Source organism: Sulfitobacter sp. R18_1 (genome assembly GCF_017743915.1).
Lineage (GTDB): Bacteria > Pseudomonadota > Alphaproteobacteria > Rhodobacterales > Rhodobacteraceae > Sulfitobacter > Sulfitobacter faviae.
This window is the reverse complement of record NZ_JAGHRG010000003.1, coordinates 299,021-316,554: the sequence shown is the minus strand read 5'-3', so window position 1 is coordinate 316,554 and position 17,534 is coordinate 299,021. Positions and strand designations below refer to the sequence as shown.

Sequence of the window (17,534 nt, the reverse complement as noted above, 5' to 3'; positions counted from 1 at the left end):
GATAGAGGGCCAAAATTGAATAACGAGAATAGTACGTCCACGTTGTCGAATGACGTGCCAAAGAAAAATCCATGGCGAGAAGACGTACTTGGTTTCTCTGGCTTTGCAAAACGGCTGAGCCAAACAATTCTGAGCATTTCTTCGCCCGACGGATTTGTGGTTGGTCTATGTGGATCCTGGGGAAGCGGTAAAACGACGGCCCTAAACTTTACCAAGGCGTACTTGCGCAAACATAACCAAGAGCTCAAAGGTCAGAGTGTACCAGTAACCGTGGTCGACTTTGAGCCTTGGCTTTTTTCCGGGCGAACTGATCTTATCTCGGCATTTTTTCAAGTGTTGGCCGAACACCTTCCAGACGATGAGACCAAAGCCAAAAAACTTGGAACCTCTTTGGGGAGGTTCGCCAAAGAAAACACTGACAGTTTGGCGGGTTTGGTGGCGGCTGTTGGTCTGACTGTTGATCCAACCGCAGGCCTACTTTCGGGGGCTGCAACGAATATGGGAAAGCGAAGCTTGGATGCATCGCTTGATCGATGGCTGTCTACGCCTTCCCTACAAACTACTTACGCGCAGCTTGTTGAACGTCTAAAGGCGGAAAAACGTCGAATTGTAATTGTGATCGACGACCTCGACCGTTTGTCGTCGGATGAAATTCGTTCGATGATGCAGATGGTCAAGAGTGTCGGAAAGCTTCCGTATGTGACTTACCTGCTATCCTACGACAGAAAGCATGTTTGGGCCGCACTTGAAGAGGGGAGAGCAGTAGACCCGCTTGAACCTACGTTCGCAGAAAAAATCATTCAGCAAGAATTGACGCTTCCTCAGCCGTCTTTATCGGCGCTTTTGTCTCTGCTCGACAAAAATATTGGCTTCATCGCCGAGGGCATTCAGGCCTCTGATCGTTGGTACAAAATTGTTTCCCATGGGGTCAGACGGTGGATGAAGACACCAAGAGACATCAACCGTTACACCAATGCTCTGAAATTCACTTGGCCAGCGCTCGAGAATGAGGTTGATCCAGCTGATATCATTGCGATGGAAGGACTTAGGCTCTTTGAACCAAAGATTTTTGACTGGATCAAAGCCAATCGCGACTTCTTGTTTTCCGAGGGTAGTTTTGGCTTTGGGGCTGATGACGCGAAGAACGAACAAGTCGAAGTGCTGGCGAAGTTGATTGCACTTCACTCTGACAAGTCAGTCATACCATTGTTGGCATGCTTGTTCCCGACCCGAGCAAAGCAGATAACAGGTCGAGAGCACTCAATAGGTGAACCACACTATCAAGTGGTCAGGCGCAGAGGGATAGGCCACGTCAATGTGTTTCAAACATATATGGCCTTCGGGTTGTCGGAGGATACTATTCCCTTTTCTGCGATCCAGACGGTTTTTAACAACTTGAATGATGAAGCTGCACTACATGCTCTCTTTGACGAATGGTTGCTGAAAAAGGATGCGGAAAACCAACCTGTGATTGGCGAACTGTTCACTGAAATCCAGTACCGAATGATCGAACCTAACGCAGTGAAACCTACGCAAGAGTTGTTGAACGCACTATTTTCGATTGGAGAAGCGGTCAGTCGCATGAAGGCAAAACGTGGGTTCTTTATGCTGGGGCCATCACAGGTGCTCTACCTTCTCATTGCGGACATCCTGAAAACCTATTCACCCGGCGACGCCGCGAAGGCCTTGAACGCTGCGTTGACCGCTAAACGCAACGTTGCATACGGGGTCGAAACCTTTAACGACTATGGCAGGCTTCTGGGCGAAATAGGCGTATCCGAAGAGCGGATGGACAGTCCAATCTCAAAGCAGGATTGGGAAGTGTTTCGGGATGCACTCAAGCCATTGTTTGAAGAGGACTTGGCTTCCGGGGAATACCTAAGGTACCCAAAAACATGGGCGACCATTCGAGCATACGCTTATTTTTTTGGCGAAGATCAGTGCAAAGTGTGGGTCGTACAGTCCGCGCAAGAGGACGCTGGTTTCTTATTGGGAACGGCAACTTCCTTACTTACGGAAACCACTGGCTCCCATGGAACGAGTTTTAGCATCAAGGAAGCGCCCGATGTGGACATATACGACCTGGAAGCGCTGCTCCCTATTGCACAAGCTTTCGAAGAGGCGGCAACTTTTGAGGGTGAAGATGCAGAGCGCTTAGCTGCATTTATTGATGGGGCAACGTCTTGGTTAGACAAAACCACGACCAGTGGCACGATCTCGTAGCCGGAGACGTATCTGGAGAAAATCATGTTCTATAAGTTCATGGGCGGTACGGAAGACGTTCTGCTAGACGTTTTCGACAAAGCTGTGGTCGATGGATCAGTCAAGTTTGCATCTGCATTGCATTGCAATGACCCATTCGAGTTTAAGTTTACCACAGTGAAGCCTAGCCGCGTTGAGTTCGATCGGTGGCATGCAAAATACGATCCGCTTCGATCAGCTGATGAACTCGAAAATGCATGGTCGAGCTTTTCGGGAAGCACGAGTGATTTCAATACGAACTTCTGGCCACGTGTACAGCTCATGGGGCAATCCTTTGTCTTATGTTTAGCGCGCAAGTGGGATAGTCACCTTATGTGGGCGCACTATGGCGCGTCTCATTCGGGTTTTGTCGTCTGTTACAAGCCGAGTGTTGTTGATGCTTTGGCAGAGCTACCAAACCAGTGTGCTTTTGGCGACGTGAACTACTCAAATCAGGTGCCGGAATTGCGATGGTTCACAGGTTCACAGACCGACATGCTTGGCCCTGTTTTGGGGACGAAATCAACTGAATGGGAGTATGAGGAAGAATACCGCGTGATTTCTCATGGCCCAGCAGGGGCCAATGCGATCTTCGAAAATATTGATCCAGACCAAATTGCGGGAGTTATTCTTGGCGCGCGAGCCTCTGCCAAATTGGAGGCTAAGGCAATGGCGGTTCAGAAGAGCAGAAAGGCTTTTAGTGTAGAGCGTGTCACGGCAAAACCGGGGGAATTTCAACTAACTTCTTACCCGGTTGACGGAAACGTCCGGAGGTTTTCCGAGTTTCTTTGAAATCGCGGATGGGGTGCCAAAGCTGCCCCGAATGTCCGCTCCTTCTAAGCGACGCCGGTAAATTCCCACCCGCAGCGAACGACCTCTTCCCGCTGATTCTGTTGAAAAACTCTTTGCTGCAACTGCAAATTTCTGGATTGTGGGAAACCGTTCTCCGACGGGCTGATTGTGCCGCGTGACCCCGTCGAAATCTGAGTAGTTCGGAATTTTGTTCTCCCAAATTTGGCCCCAACGCGCTGCATAAGAGTTTTTCAACACAATCCGCTCTTCACGCCAAAGGTCTTCGCAACCGCAGCGAAAACTTAGCGCCTGCAGCGAACGGTAGAAAGGTCTCGCAGTGCTACCGTCCAGCCTGCAAAAATGCTGTATGAAGCACGAACGGCTGGTTCGGTGAACGCTGCAACCCAGTTCGACGATGGAGGCAATGGCCGCTCTGGGCCGATCATGCTGAGTGCCCCGGCATCGCCACCTACGGTTCTCAAATTCCGCGTACTGCGCATCGCTACTATCCGAGCACCGGGCAGCGCCCGGCAGTTTTCATCCAGCGAGATTTTTACCGTATCTTGCGCGACATTCCGAACCTGCAAGTCTGGGCCAACTGAAAAAATGTAATCCGCCCCAGCGGGCCCTCAAAATTTTGCAAACCTTGTTGCCGGAACTTCACAACGATCCCTGACTTTACCCTTCTCGAACAATTCATAGTGGGATCCTGAAAAAATATATCATAAAAGTTGCCTCTAAATGGCGCCGGGTGGCCGTGCTTAACGCACTCAAACCATTCAGGAACATGTTTGCGAAAAAGCTGACGACGATTTTTTTCGCAATCTAATCAATATGATAAGCGGCATTCTGTGCCGATTTTTCTGTTGTGCTCTCGAGAAATTTCAGCCTACCACATCCTCATGGGGCAGATCCCCATGCTGAGGAAACCCGCTGACACCATCCATTTAACAAAAGGCACGACCAAGAAACTTTCAAACTTCGCCAAGCAACTTCCCAAGAACTTCACCGAGCAGGAATTCGTCGATTTGATGAACCAGGTGATTGACTTGAAGCCAATCGTCGATCTTCCCGCGGCAGAGCGCAGCGCCTTGTTCGATGGCGTTCAGTATCTTGTCGACTACATCATGCTGGCCCAGGAAGCGAATGGGGAACTGCGCACTCATGAAGGCCATCCTGTGTTGGATTACAACGGCCCCTTCATCCCGCACGTGTTGGTTCGGCCGGAAGGCATGGAGCTGGACCGTGGGGCACTGGAGACCTTTGGCGTCGGAGAGGGTGAGAAGTATTTCGGGAACGAATAAATTCACTGAATGAAAACGCCCATATGGCCGGCGATCCTGACGTCGCCGGCCACAACTTGCGGAGGAGCGCCATGTGCAGCAACATTTCAGAACGGCATATCATTCTGTCGGGATGCTCTGGTGGCGGCAAATCAACACTATTGGCCGAACTGAAACGCAGGGGCTACGAGACCGTTGAAGAGCCCGGCAGGAGAATTGTCGCGACCGAAATGCAAGGTGAAGGGAAGGACCTCCCCTGGGTCAATCTCAAACTGTTTGCCAGGCGCGCCATCGAGATGGCCGCCCGGGACAGAGAGCGCGCCAAAGATTTGAATGGTTGGGTTTTCTTTGACCGCGGACTTGTCGATGCAGCCGTTGCCCTGGAGCATGCGGCCGGGGTAGCTGTTTCCGAAACACTCGCCGATCAGGACCGTTTTCACCACCAGGTATTCCTGACTCCGCCGTGGCCGGAAATCTACCGGTCAGACAGCGAGCGCAAGTTTGATCTGGAAGAAGGCATAGCCGAGTATCACCGATTGCTCGATGCTTTTGCGGGCCTTGGGTATGATCCGGTCATCTTGCCAAAGGTCGATATCACGGCCAGGGCAGATTTCATCTTGGAGCGCCTGACCTGAAGCTATGATCGTGCGGCGACCGTCTGGCAGCACAGTAATGGTCAATTAAGCCTGGAAATCATCCTGAGCCATAACTGTCGAATTCTGCAAGAAATCGACCCAACCTTTCGAAACGCCGAGACCCGCCGATGTCAATAATTGTGCCTACTTTTCATGAGATTGTCATCTGTCAGTTGGGTCAACGCCAAATGAGAAAGTGGGGGTGCGGACAAAAACTTGGACTGTTTTCACGACATAAGGCCGAGGCTTTTATGGTGCTCGATTGGGCTTCTGCCACCAAGGGACATCTTGATGCGCGTTTCGTTATACGAGGGGATGTAGGCGTCAACCTCGTCAATAAACTGGGCAGCGATGAACGCTCGCCAATCGCGAGGCTCCGGCGGCACCCAGGCCCACGGCAGCAATTCATCCAACTTGTTCAGGTCGGGCAAGACATTCCGTACCATCGCGGTATAGTTGCACTTGAGTTGAACAAACTAGGATGATGCTTTGCAGGGGCAAAATGACGAAAACTTACCTCAGCTACAGCAAGAAGTTCAACGATTGCTGGGGAGATGTATGTTGCGGCTGCAACAGTATGAGCAGCAAATCAAAATTTTGGTGGCACATCATAAACTCTCAGGACCGCTTCACGAATTGGAACGGGTTCGCGCCAGACGAATTGACGGCACGGCCCGTAAGACGCTCGGTTCCTTAGTTGGCGAGTTCATCGGATCGTGTGTTGTGGCCGATGAAATCAGATCGCCCGAAGACGCGATAACCGACTCGCCCGACGCACCCAACTGGTTCTCTATGCATATGACAATTGGCCTTCCAGTCACGGATTTCGCGCGGGCAGAGTCTGAGCTAAGCAAAATGGTCAATCTGAGGAATAACCTGGTCCATCATTTCATAGACCAGCACGACATTGGGAGTTCGGATGGGTGCCGTGGGGCGCAAGACGCCTTGGTGGAGGCCTACGCTAACATCGACAGGCAACTCACACAACTTCAGGAATGGGCTCAAGATATGCAGAACCTACGCCTAGCAGCGGCAGAAACCATGCAGACGCAGGCCTTCAGAGACGGTTCAATCAATGGGCTTTCTTCTGACGGGACCGTAGATTGGATTGCTTCGGACATTGTTCGTGCTTTGCAAGAGGCATTCCAGGTATTTTCTGATGAAGGATGGGCACCGCTAGTCGCGGCTGAGAAATGGATCACCGCTCAGCATCCTGAGCAACTGCCTGCCAAGTATGGATGCCAGAGTTGGCGGCAGGTTGTGCATAACGCGCCAAACCTAGACCTCCGATATTTTGCAATCGATGGAAAACGCTCAGCCTTCTATCGGCCACGAACGCGCCCATAAAAATTCGTGTTGAAACATTCGCCTTGAACGTTCGGCATGCCTAATCACCTGAGATCACCGAATTGATTGAGCGACAATCCAAAATTTATGCGCAAACAGAGATTCCAATTCATTACCCAGCCTCATACCGTAACAGGAACCACAGAATTGCATGTCAAGAATTCAGGAGACCGGCTTTGAGTAAGGATACCATCCAGAACAACGCGTCATTCATCTGGTCTATTGCGGAGCTCCTACGAGGGGATTTCAAGCAATCAGAATACGGCAAGATCGTTCTTCCATTTACGATCCTTCGGCGTCTTGACTGCCTTCTTGAGGAGACAAAAAGTGCGGTCCTAGAGGCTGCCTCAGGACTCCCTGAGGAAATGGACGAGCAGATGCGCATGGCCATTCTGACGGAGATCGCGGATGCTGGCGGGCAAATCTACAACACCAGCCATTTCACCTTCTCTACCCTGCGCTCACAGGACACAGGACAGTTGCGCAGCAACCTGGTGGACTACCTGACCGGCTTCAGTCCGAACGTACGTGACATCTTCATTGAGAAGTTCAAGTTTACCGAGATCCTGAAAGACCTTGATGAGAAGGGTTCCCTTTGGCAGGTCTTCGATAAGTTCAGCCAATTGCAGATCCATCCCGATAAAGTGTCCAACCTCGAGATGGGGTACCTTTTCGAGGAGCTAATCCGCCGTTTCTCGGAAATCTCTAACGAGACCGCCGGTGAACACTTTACTCCGCGTGAAGTTGTTCGCCTGCTTGTCGACCTGCTTCTGGCCAATGATGACGAAGCCTTATCGGGCAAGGGGATCATCCGCCGCGTCTATGACCCGGCATGCGGCACCGGTGGCATGCTGTCAGTTGCGGAAGAGGCCATGAAGGAGCTCAACCCCTCACTCAACGTTGATCTTTTTGGTCAGGAGTTGAACGGCGAGTCCTTCGCGATCTGCAAATCCGATATGATGGTAAAAGGCCACGATGCTTCCCGCATCGCTCCCGGCAATACTTTGACTGAGGATGCGCACAAGGGCGAGACGTTCCATTACATGCTCTCCAATCCGCCCTATGGCGTTGACTGGAAGAAATACTCGACCCCCATCAAGGATGAAGCTGCTATCCTGGGAGATGAGGGGCGTTTTGGAGCGGGCTTACCCCGTATTTCGGACGGCCAGCTGCTCTTTGTCCAGCACATGGTGTCAAAGATGCGGGACGATGAGAAAGGCACCCGTCTGGGCATCGTCATGAATGGCTCGCCGCTCTTCACCGGCGGTGCAGGCTCAGGGGAGAGCGAGATCAGACGCTGGTTGTTGGAGAAAGACTATGTCGAAGCCATCATCGCCCTGCCGACGGACATCTTCTATAACACGGGCATCCAGACATACATCTGGATGCTTTCAAACCGGAAGCCAGAAGAACGCCGCGGCAAGGTGCAGCTGATTGATGCTTCGGGCGAGCGGTTCTGGCAGTCCATGCGCAAGTCCCTGGGCTCCAAGCGGCGCGCTATCGGAGATGACGCCCGTGCCGAGATCGTGCGGATCTATGGTGAGTTCTTGAACGGGGCCGCTGGCTACGGTGATGTGTCCAAGACTTTCGATACCACGGACTTTGGATATCGCGAGATCCGGGTGGAGCGTCCCCTGCGTCTGCGCTTTGAGTTAACACCGGAAAAGCTGCAGCTTATCTCTGAGCACCGGCGCTTTGCTGAGTTAAATGAGGCGGGCGACATGCTTCTTGACGGGTTGAGGCGTGCCCTTGAAGGATCCGTATGGATGGATCGGGCTGAGTTCCTTCCGGTATTGAACAAGGCGCTTAGACCATTTGGGAAGAGTATTCCGGCTCCTTTGAGGAAAGGGATCCTCGATATTCTTGGTGACACCCATGAAGATGCAGAGATTTGCCTTGATAAGAATGGTGATCCTGAACCTGATCCAAAGCTGCGCGATCATGAGCTGGTGCCGCTCCTGGAGGATTGGCGGGATTATTTTACCCGCGAGGTTGAACCCTTTGTGCCGGATGCCTGGGTGGACATCTCGCATCGGGATGCCTCCGATGGTGAGGTCGGCCGTGTGGGCTACGAGATCAACTTTAACCGGTATTTCTACCAGTATGTGCCGCCGCGGCCGCTGGCGGAGATCGATGCCGAACTGAAGGCACTGGAAGCGGAGATTGCCGGGCTGCTGAAAGAGGTGGTGGCATGAACGCAACCTCCATCCGGTTCGAGGCTCTTCCTTTGGCCTTCGTGGGGCGTAATAAAGGTGGGGTATTCATTGACGGCGACTGGATCGAGAGCAAAGATCTTTCAGACCACGGCATAAAATACCTCACGACCGGAAACGTCGGCGTAGGCACCTATAAAGAACAAGGCTCCGGCTACATTAGCGAAGAGACGTTCTCAAAGCTTCGCTGCACTGAAGTGTACCCAGGCGACATTCTGGTGTCTCGCCTCAATCTTCCTGTTGGGCGTGCGTGTATCGTCCCGGACTTGAAGCAGCGCCTGGTCACGTCGGTGGATAACGTGATTGTCCGGCCCTCTGATGACTTTGATCGCCGATATCTTGTGTTCCTGCTTTCTACGCCGGAGCACCTTGAAAGTGCGAGCAATCTTGCGCGTGGGACAACCATGCAGCGGATCAGTAGGAGTGCTCTGGGCCGCATCCGCCTGTCCATCCCAGATCTCCCCACCCAAAAACGGATCGCCGCCTTCCTCGACCGCGAGACCGCGCGGGTTGATGAGCTGATTGCGAAGAAGGAGCGGTTGGTGGAGGTTCTGAAGGAGAGCCTTCTTTCGGAGCTGGAACGCCTTGTGACGCCAGCGGAGCATATCCACGAGGAGCTGATCCCATTCCGTTGGGTTTGCCGCATTACCGAAGGCCAAGTCGACCCGACCCATCCGGATTGGGCGGCCAAACCCCTGATTGCGCCGAACCATATCGAGTCGAAGACCGGGCGCCTGCTCGGCACCGAGAGCGCCGCAGACCAGGGCGCGATCAGCGGAAAATATGCGTTCCCCGCGGGCACAGTCCTCTACAGCAAGATCCGCCCCAATCTGGCAAAGGCGTGCGTTTCGCCTGTGGAAGGCATGTGCAGCGCCGATATGTATCCGGTTCTTCCGGACCGTCGTCTTCGCCCTCAGTTCCTGCTGATGCAGCTGCTTTCGGCTAAGTTCACCGATTGGGCGACGCTGGAATCCATGCGCGTCGCGATGCCTAAGATCAACCGCGAAACCCTCGGTTCGTATCGGCTGTGGGCCCCCTCCCTTTCGGTTCAGGACGAAGCTGCCGTGAAGTTCTTTGCCGAGCAGAACCGCACCGAGGCTCTGACCGACAAGGTGCGCACGTCCATCGACCGTCTCCGCGAATACCGCGCCGCCCTGATCACCGCCGCCGTCACCGGCCAGATCGACGTAGACACCTACGGCAAGGCAGGCACTACTTCGGAAACGCTCGACCGTATCGAAGAGGAGATGCAGGCATGAGTGATTTCCTGCTGCGCATCAACGGCGACACGCGCTGCCCTGGTGGGATCAATGTTCCTGCAAATCAGGATGACTGGGCCTCCGGGGTGTTCTCAGCCAAGCTGGTCAAGAGCGCTGCCTCCACGCGAGCAGACGGGACGAAGGCAGGCCCGCCAAAGGTCGGTGATCGCGTTTACATCTGGGTCATCGAGAGTGGCACCAAGACCCGCGGGCATGGACTGACCGGCATCGCGCGGGTTGAAGATGTCAGCGAAGCAAGTGACAGCTATCTCCTGGCCACCTCCGGCTTGGAACTCCTGAAAAATCCGGCTTCCTTTGATCGTGCATATGCCCACGCGCCCTCGGCAAAAATCATCGCTGCGGTGAAAGCATATCGCCCAGAACGCATCTGGAGCCTTTCCGATACCGATACTGAGGTGCTGGACGACCTGATCGCCGTGTCAGGTGGCCTCCAGGAAACAGATCAGGAGGACCCTATTGGTGAGGCTATCGAGCGGAACCTTGACGATATCGAAGCCGAGCTTCCCCGACGAAAGCAGTCCTGGATCAAGCCCCGCCCCGGACAGGCCGAATTCCGGCGGCAGTCTCTGGAACGCCATGGTGGAAAATGCGCCTTCACCGGAACGGGCGTCGAAGCGGTCCTCGAGGCGGCCCACGTGATCCCGCACACCGGTGCAGCAGAATTCGAACGCTCCGAGAACAACCTTCTCTTGCGGCGTGACATACATGCCCTGTTCGACCTGTTTCTGCTGAGCATAGAGCCTGACAGTGGCACGATCCTGGTGTCCGCCCAACTCGACGGCTCGCCTTACGAGGAGCTGCGGGGGAAATTCGTCGACCACAAGTTGGCCGCATCCGCACTCAGATTTCACTACAAGCAATTTTGCGAAACGGTATCCACATGACCAGCCCAGCCATTTCCCGCGAGAAGCTCCACACCGAAGAAGCCGTCGAGCTCCACCTCGTCGACCAATTGGTCACGCGCCAGGGCTGGCGGGAACGTCCCTACACGGCTTTCGACCGCAAGACCGCCCTCGACCCCGAAATGATCGAGGAATACGTCCGCACAACACAGCCCGACGCCTGGAAGAAGCTCTGCGACCAGTACCCCGGAAAGGAGCGCGAGACCCTGACCCGCCAAGTCGAGGCGCGCCTCAAGTCCGTGGGCACCCTCGAGGTGCTGCGCCAGGGCATCACCATCGTGCCTGGCATCAAGATCACGCTCTGCACCTTCAAGCCCGCCTCCGGCCTGAACCCGGCCACCCTGCGGGCCTACGAGGGCAATATCCTCGGTGTGATGCGGCAGGTCCGTTACTCCCTGCGTTCCGAGAACGCCATCGACGTGGTGCTCTTTGTCAACGGCATCCCCTTTGCCACGCTGGAGTTGAAGAACACCCTGACCGGGTCAACCTATCAGACGGCTGAAAAGCAGTACCGCAAGGACCGCGCGCCGAATGGCGAACCCCTCCTGACCTTCAAGCGCGGCGCCTTGGTGCATTTCGCGCTGGATCAGGACAACGTCTCGATGACGACACAGCTCAACAACGGCAAGACCCGCTTTCTGCCCTTCAACCGCGGCCGCGATGGCGGCGCCGGCAACCCGGATGTCGAGGATGAGTTCCGCATCGCCTATCTCTATCGGGACATTGGCGCCCGAAAGGCTGTCTTTTCTCGCGAGGTCCTTCTTGGGATCCTGCACCGCTTCGTCCTTGTAGATGAGGTCGAGCAGCCCGGCGGCAAGGTGAAACGGACCACGATCTGGCCGCGCTTCCAACAACTTGATGCTGTCCGCATGCTGATCCAAGATGCCAAGGCAAATGGCGCCGGGCAGAACTATCTCTTCCAGCACTCTGCAGGCTCCGGCAAGTCCAACACGATCGCCTGGGCGGCACATCATTTGGCGACATTGCATGATGATCATGACCAAGCGGTGTTTGATACAATCATCGTTGTCACAGACCGTGTCGTTCTTGATCGTCAGCTGCAGCAAACCATCAAGTCCTTTGCTCAGACTGAGGGCTATGTTGTCCCAATCGATGGCACTTCACGGCAGCTAAAGAAGGCGATTCAAGATGGCGCCAAGATTATCATTTCGACCATCCATAAATTCTCGACTGACCAGCTTACGGTTCTGAAGAACGAGGACCATAAGCGTTTCGCGATCATTATCGATGAAGCACATAGTTCTCAGTCCGGCAAACATGCCGACAGCATGGCCCGCGTTCTCTCAGACGGAGGTTTGACAAATGATGAAAAGGAGCTCGATGCCACAGAGCGGGGGCTTCTTGAGTTACAACGCCTGCGGGGCCCTCAAGCCAACCTGTCATACCTGGCCTTCACCGCAACACCGAAGAACGTCACCATGGAGCGCTTCGGGCGTATGGGAGAAAGAGGCCCAGAGCCCTTTCATCTCTACTCGATGCGCCAAGCTGTCGAAGAGCATTTTATTCTCGACGTGCTGTGCAACTATCAAACCTACAAGTCCTACGCGAAGCTCGAGAAGGCAATCGATGATGATCCTAAGCTCCTTGAGCGGAAATCATCCCGCAAAGTAGCCCGCTTCATCGATTTTCATGAGACGGCGATGATCCAGAAAGCCGAGGTGATTGTCGAGCATTTCCGGCGTCATGCGCTCCCTGAGCTTCATGGAAATGCCAAAGCCATGGTTGTCACCTCGAGCCGGGAACATGCGATCAAGACGCATCAGGCGATCATGAAATACATCACCGACAACGGCTATACGGATGTAACCTCCCTGGTGGCCTTCTCCGGGGAGATCACGATCGACGGCCAGCCCTATACAGAACCCGGCATGAATGGCTTCGCTGAAACAGAGCTGCCACGGCAGTTCGATGGCGACAGCTACAATGTCCTGGTAGTGGCAGAAAAATACCAGACCGGCTTTGACCAACCAAAGCTGGTGGCCATGTATATCGACCGCAGGTTGAGTGGGTTGCAAGCTGTTCAGACCCTGGCACGACTGAACCGTACTTACCCCAGCAAGGAGCGCACCTTCATTCTCGACTTCCGCAACACGGTCGAAGAAATCCGGGACTCCTTCAAACCTTACTACAACGTGACCCGGCTCGAGGATATCTCGGACCCTAACCAAGTCTACAATCTGGAGGCTCGCCTCAAAGCATTTGGTATTCTTGATGAGGCAGAGATTAACCGCTTTGTCACCCGCTTCATGGAGGCTAAGAAACGAGCCGATGAGCGCCCCGTTCTCGAAGGGATCGTCCGCCAAGTGGTGCCACGGTTCGATTTGAACTTGAATGAGGACGACCAGGAAGAATTCCGGCAGGTGCTTGCTTCCTTCCTGCGCTTCTACTCCTTTATCGCCCAGGTGGTCGACTTGGCGGACACCGATCTCGAAAAACTGCACCTCTATGGGTCATGGTTAAAGAAGGTTCTTCCGTCCCGTCAGGCGCCTCAGGGTGAAGATGTCACCGACGACATGCTCGAAATGGCCGCCTTCCGTCTTCAGAAGGAAGGTGATGAACAGAATGCCTCTCTGGGTAAGGATGACCATCAAGACCTGACCCCAATCGACCGTTTCGGCGCCAACCCCTACACCGAGGAGGAGTCCAAAACCCTCACCGAAATCATTACGTCTTTCAACGCACGCCATGGCACTGAGTTTTCTGAGGAAGATTATATCCGTTTCGAGGCCGTGAATAATGACATTCTCGATGATGACGTCTGGGCAGAGATGCTGCGGAACAACGACCCACGTGATGTGCGACCCCGGTTCGATGCAGAATTCATGCGCCGTGCAATCCGGGCTTTCCAGCGCGACAACGCGATGCGTAATGCCTTTATGCAGGATCAGGAGGCACGGGATATGCTTATGGGGTTGATGTTCCAGCGGGCGGTTCGTGGAGCTGGTAAAGCGGCGTAAAAGAGTAACGCCCTGGGAGCGCGTACCGGTCCCAAGGCTGGCACAATGCTCTAGCGCTAGTTGCTTCCGTGCTGTCGAGTACTTAGACCGGCGCGGCGTCGGTTAAAACCGCAAGTCCTGTAGATGTTCGTCTTCGTCGGGGTTCTCAACTGACAGTGGATACATTCGCGTGGCCATCTAACTTATTTACCTGCTCCCATTTGATTCCGCGTTCTTTAGTTCGCTCTGTTCAGGTTTTTCGGCTTGCAGGAACCGTGCCCACGGCGACCTTTATAGCCGATCCCCAATCCAACTGGCAAAGCGGTGCCATGCCCCACCGAAGTCGGGCGTTTCGATCTTTTTCATTCTGCCAGCGATACTCTCGAGTGTGGAGATGCTTCCCTCCCACGCTTCTTTAGGTGATTTTTTAATACCGCTCCAAACCTCCTGTTGTGTCGGAACCTCCAAGGCGCAGACGGCATTTCTGTCATCGGAGCGAGCAGTGTCAGGATCAAGGGCGACTTGGAGGTCGTAGAGATCAACCATGTTATCGCACGCAGTCTTGAGCTCATATGTTGTTGCTGCAAGGACAATCGCAATGCCAAAGAATGGCAGGCTTTCTCCTGGGATGCTGGATACGTTCGCGAGGGTTGATCGCGTCGTTCGCATCATAGTGCGGTCTATGACTGATTGTGTAGCCTGTTTAACTGTCATTGATTTCCCTCGAAAATTTACAGCGGCAGCTTTTCGAAGGCGCGCATTCTCCGCGACGTGACTGGAGGCGCGGCGCCTCTCTCGATCGAGGTCCTTCCTTAGCTGCGCATTATCAGAAGCGAGATCTACGGTCTTGGCGTTTGAACGGCCCAGAACGGTAGATGCCGTCCCTGCTACCGCTGAAATTGCAGTGCTTGTTATAGCAGCCAGAGCTGTGATTGTGTGACTGGCAACGAAAAACCCGAGAAAGAGCAAGATCAGAATTACGCGGACTGTTCCAAGAGTGGCACTAAACGCCCTGATTATAGATGCTAATATATTCCTAAACATGCTATCCAACCAAAATCCTGTTCATTCAGATCTTTAACCTGGAGCAAAAGTACAGAGCGGGGAAGGGATGCGGCGTGTCGGACATCTATGAGACAGATTGAGGAGCCGAAAATACTTTCGAGAAGTTTCCTGGCCAGGCGCCACGCGTTCGGTGCGGCCAATCAGTTTGCTCTGCGGTTGCGAGGGTCTTTGACAGAAGGGCGGATTGTGTTGAAAAACTCTCCTACAGCGCGCTGAAGCCAAATTCGGCAGAAAAAAATTCCAAACTATGGGAGTTTCGGCGGCACCTCGGGGCGCAAGTAGCTTGTCGGAGAACAGCTTCCCATTTTTTAGAAATTTGCAGTTGCAGCAAATAGTTTTTCAACACAATGGGCGGGAACCGAACATTCGCTGCAGTCCAGAGTGAAAAAGTGGCTTTCTTTCAAAGCGGACATTAGTAGCCGGGAGGTGAGCTGCAATATTCTTGGCAAAACAAAGTTAGTTAGCATCCCAAGAGGCCTGTGCTTCGGTGTAGCTGTCGTGTTGATTGTCACTGAGAGCTGACCCGGTATTTTCACCGAGATTTGACCCACCCTCAGTTATGCGTCGTGGTTTATGACGCGGTCAATGTTTTGGCTCCTTTCGTGTTTTCTTTGCAGCCTCAGCGCTGGCCTTGAAGCGGTAGCTGTCGTTTCCGGTTTCGAGGATGTGGCAGCGGTGGGTCAGCCTATCGAGGAGTGCGGTTGTCATCTTTGCATCCCCGAAGACCTGTGCCCATTCTGAGAAGCTGAGGTTTGTGGTTATGATGACGCTGGTGCGCTCGTAGAGCTTGCTGAGCAGATGGAAGAGCAGCGCCCCGCCCGTTGAACTGAACGGCAGGTAGCCGAGTTCGTCCAAGATGACCAAGTCGACCTTCGTCAGCATCTCGGCCAGCTTCCCTGCTTTACCAAGTGCCTTCTCCTGTTCCAGCGCGTTGACCAATTCCACGGTCGAGAAGAAGCGCACCTTACGCCGGTGATGTTCGATGGCTTGGACGCCGATTGCCGTGGCTGTATGGCTCTTGCCCGTTCCGGGACCGCCGATCAAAACAACATTCTCGGCCGCTTCGATAAACTCGCATCGGTGTAGCTGCCGCACTGTCGCTTCGTTGATCTCACTCGATGCAAAGTCGAAGCCCGTCAGATCCTTGTATGCGGGGAAGCGGGCAACCTTCGTGTGGTAGGCGATGGACCGCACCTCGCGTTCGGCGATCTCGGCCTTGAGCAGCTGTGACAGCATTGGTGTGGCAGCTTCGAACGCTGGCGCGCCCTGGGCGACCAAGTCTTCAATCGCATTTGCCATGCCGTATAGCTTGAGACTGCGCAGCATGATGACGATAGAGGCTCCTGCTGGGTCATGACGCATGGCGCTTCTCCTCAGTCTTTCGCAACCCGTCATAGCGACCGACGTTGGCCTCTGGCGTTGTCTGCAGTGCCAGTGCGTCCGGCGGATCGACCTCTGGGTGATCTGTCGGTCTGCGGTCGATCAATCGATGCAACAGGTTCAGGATGTGCGTCTTGGTGGGGACGCCTGCTTCAAGTGCCAGTTCCACTGCACGCAAAACGTCCTCTTCGTTGTGCTGAAGAACCAAAGACAGAATGTCGACCATCTCTCGGTCACCGCCTTCTTTACGCAGCATGTGATCCTGCAATTGACGGAAGGCATCCGGCATCTCCGTGAACGGCGCGCCATTCCGAAGTGCGCCCGGTTTGCGTTGGATAACAGCGAGATAGTGGCGCCAATCATAGATGACCTTGCCGGGCTTGCGATGAGATCGCTCGATGATCCGCGCATGCTTGCAAACCGCTTGCCCTTCAGCGACCACGACCAGCCGTTCGGGATAGACATGCAAACTGACACGGCGGTTCGCAAAGCTGGCGGGAACGCTGTAGCGATTGCGTTCGAACGTGATCAGGCAAGTGGGTGACACACGCTTACTGTGTTCGATAAAGCCATCGAATGCCGGCGGCAGTGCCATCAGCGTTGGCTTCTCGGCCTCCCACACGTCAGCGATGGACCCCGGCAATGCCTTGTGCGGTGTCTCTGTCCAAAGGGCGATACAGCGGTCTTCAAGCCATTGGTTCAGCTCTGCCAGATCGGCGCAGACCGGCATGACCTGCCACATGCGGTTGCGCGCATCCTGCACGTTCTTCTCAACCTGGCCTTTCTCCCAACCGGCTGCCGGATTGCAGAACTCGGGCTCAAATACGTAGTGGCTGGCCATAGCCTTGAAGCGTGCATTGACATCCCGCTGCTTGCCTTTGCCCACACGATCAACGGCGGTCTTCATATTGTCATAGATCCCGCGACCAGGCACACCGCCGAACACGCGGAATGCATGCCAGTGGGCGTCAAACAGCATCTCGTGCGTTTGCAGCGGGTAGGCCCGCACCAAGAAGGCGCGGCTGTGTGACAGTTTGATATGCGCAACCTGAAGTTTGACGCGCTCACCGCCGATGTTGGCCCAGTCCTCGCTCCAATCGAATTGGAAGGCTTCGCCGGGCGCGAACACCAAAGGCACGTAGGTGCCGCGCCCCGTCGTCTGCTCCGCTTGATGCCGATCTTCACGCCAAGCCCGAGCAAAAGCGGCAACGCGTTCATAGGAACCATCGTAGCCTAACTTCACAAGATCAGCGTGCATTTGCTTGATCGTACGCCGCTCCTTGCGCGACTTCCGCGTCTGGATCAGAAGCCAGGCTGATAGCCGATCCGCGTAGGGATCCAGCCTGCTTGGACGCTTGGGCGTCTTGAACTGTGGCTCTACCGCGCCTTCGCGCAGATACTTCGTAAGCATTCGGCGAAGGCCGTGGGCGCGCCGTATT

General features: G+C 54.4%; 12 protein-coding genes and 1 pseudogene. 9 read left to right on the top strand and 4 right to left on the bottom strand.

Features of this window, described 5'->3' with window-relative positions; genetic code table 11:
- Positions 1 to 15 precede the first annotated feature (15 nt).
- From J7392_RS08975 to J7392_RS08960, 4 genes are all read left to right on the top strand, one after another.
- Entirely contained in the window at positions 16 to 2,223 is a 2,208-nt protein-coding gene (locus J7392_RS08975; protein ID WP_209217228.1) for a P-loop NTPase fold protein, read from the top strand.
- Between the two features lie 24 nt (positions 2,224 to 2,247).
- Positions 2,248 to 3,033: a DUF2971 domain-containing protein gene (locus J7392_RS08970; RefSeq protein ID WP_209217227.1), complete on the top strand. Its 786-nt coding sequence runs from the start codon at positions 2,248 to 2,250 to the stop codon at positions 3,031 to 3,033.
- 851 nt (positions 3,034 to 3,884) lie between these two features.
- Positions 3,885 to 4,337, top strand: coding sequence for a hypothetical protein (locus tag J7392_RS08965; RefSeq protein WP_247744516.1), 453 nt, complete (start codon positions 3,885 to 3,887; stop codon positions 4,335 to 4,337).
- 23 nt (positions 4,338 to 4,360) lie between these two features.
- Positions 4,361 to 4,951 carry an AAA family ATPase gene (locus J7392_RS08960; RefSeq protein WP_247744515.1) on the top strand — a complete coding sequence of 197 codons (591 nt, stop codon included), beginning with the start codon at positions 4,361 to 4,363 and terminating at the stop codon, positions 4,949 to 4,951.
- A 227-nt stretch (positions 4,952 to 5,178) separates the two neighbouring features.
- Here J7392_RS08960 and J7392_RS08955 read toward each other — a convergent pair.
- Positions 5,179 to 5,325, bottom strand: a pseudogene (locus J7392_RS08955) (IS3 family transposase); the annotation flags it as partial.
- A gap of 115 nt (positions 5,326 to 5,440) precedes the next feature.
- Here J7392_RS08955 and J7392_RS08950 point away from each other — a divergent pair.
- The 5 genes from J7392_RS08950 (at position 5,441) to J7392_RS08930 (ending at position 13,671) form a co-directional block, all read left to right on the top strand.
- Positions 5,441 to 6,298: an OST-HTH/LOTUS domain-containing protein gene (locus tag J7392_RS08950; protein ID WP_247744514.1), complete on the top strand. Its 858-nt coding sequence runs from the start codon at positions 5,441 to 5,443 to the stop codon at positions 6,296 to 6,298.
- A gap of 176 nt (positions 6,299 to 6,474) precedes the next feature.
- Entirely contained in the window at positions 6,475 to 8,493 is a 2,019-nt protein-coding gene (locus tag J7392_RS08945; RefSeq protein WP_209217225.1) for a class I SAM-dependent DNA methyltransferase, read from the top strand.
- Positions 8,490 to 9,770: a restriction endonuclease subunit S gene (locus J7392_RS08940; protein WP_209217224.1), complete on the top strand. Its 1,281-nt coding sequence runs from the start codon at positions 8,490 to 8,492 to the stop codon at positions 9,768 to 9,770. Before J7392_RS08945 ends, J7392_RS08940 begins: the two co-directional genes overlap by 4 nt.
- Positions 9,767 to 10,675: an HNH endonuclease gene (locus tag J7392_RS08935; RefSeq protein ID WP_209217223.1), complete on the top strand. Its 909-nt coding sequence runs from the start codon at positions 9,767 to 9,769 to the stop codon at positions 10,673 to 10,675. The genes J7392_RS08940 and J7392_RS08935 overlap by 4 nt, the downstream gene beginning before the upstream one ends.
- Positions 10,672 to 13,671, top strand: a complete 3,000-nt coding sequence (locus tag J7392_RS08930) for a type I restriction endonuclease (protein ID WP_209217222.1) — start codon at positions 10,672 to 10,674, stop codon at positions 13,669 to 13,671. Before J7392_RS08935 ends, J7392_RS08930 begins: the two co-directional genes overlap by 4 nt.
- 270 nt (positions 13,672 to 13,941) lie before the next feature.
- On the opposite strand, the gene J7392_RS08925 is transcribed toward J7392_RS08930, so the two are convergent.
- The 3 genes from J7392_RS08925 to istA form a co-directional block, all read right to left on the bottom strand.
- Positions 13,942 to 14,364 carry a hypothetical protein gene (locus tag J7392_RS08925; RefSeq protein WP_209217221.1) on the bottom strand — a complete coding sequence of 141 codons (423 nt, stop codon included), beginning with the start codon at positions 14,362 to 14,364 and terminating at the stop codon, positions 13,942 to 13,944.
- 933 nt (positions 14,365 to 15,297) lie between these two features.
- On the bottom strand, positions 15,298 to 16,077 hold the full coding sequence (istB, locus tag J7392_RS08920) for an IS21-like element helper ATPase IstB (RefSeq protein ID WP_209217220.1): 780 nt from the start codon (positions 16,075 to 16,077) through the stop codon (positions 15,298 to 15,300).
- Positions 16,067 to 17,533: an IS21 family transposase gene (gene istA / locus J7392_RS08915; protein ID WP_209217303.1), complete on the bottom strand. Its 1,467-nt coding sequence runs from the start codon at positions 17,531 to 17,533 to the stop codon at positions 16,067 to 16,069. Before istA ends, istB begins: the two co-directional genes overlap by 11 nt.
- Position 17,534 lies beyond the last annotated feature (1 nt).

Bases quoted from the DNA above. Each gene is read 5' to 3' on its own strand.
- J7392_RS08970 (WP_209217227.1), top strand. From the start codon at position 2,248: ATGTTCTATAAGTTCATGGGCGGTACGGAAGACGTTCTGCTAGACGTT.
- istB (WP_209217220.1), bottom strand. From the start codon at position 16,077: ATGCGTCATGACCCAGCAGGAGCCTCTATCGTCATCATGCTGCGCAGT.
- J7392_RS08925 (WP_209217221.1), bottom strand. From the start codon at position 14,364: ATGACAGTTAAACAGGCTACACAATCAGTCATAGACCGCACTATGATG.
- J7392_RS08940 (WP_209217224.1), top strand. From the start codon at position 8,490: ATGAACGCAACCTCCATCCGGTTCGAGGCTCTTCCTTTGGCCTTCGTG.
- J7392_RS08960 (WP_247744515.1), top strand. From the start codon at position 4,361: ATGGCCGGCGATCCTGACGTCGCCGGCCACAACTTGCGGAGGAGCGCC.
- J7392_RS08935 (WP_209217223.1), top strand. From the start codon at position 9,767: ATGAGTGATTTCCTGCTGCGCATCAACGGCGACACGCGCTGCCCTGGT.
- J7392_RS08930 (WP_209217222.1), top strand. From the start codon at position 10,672: ATGACCAGCCCAGCCATTTCCCGCGAGAAGCTCCACACCGAAGAAGCC.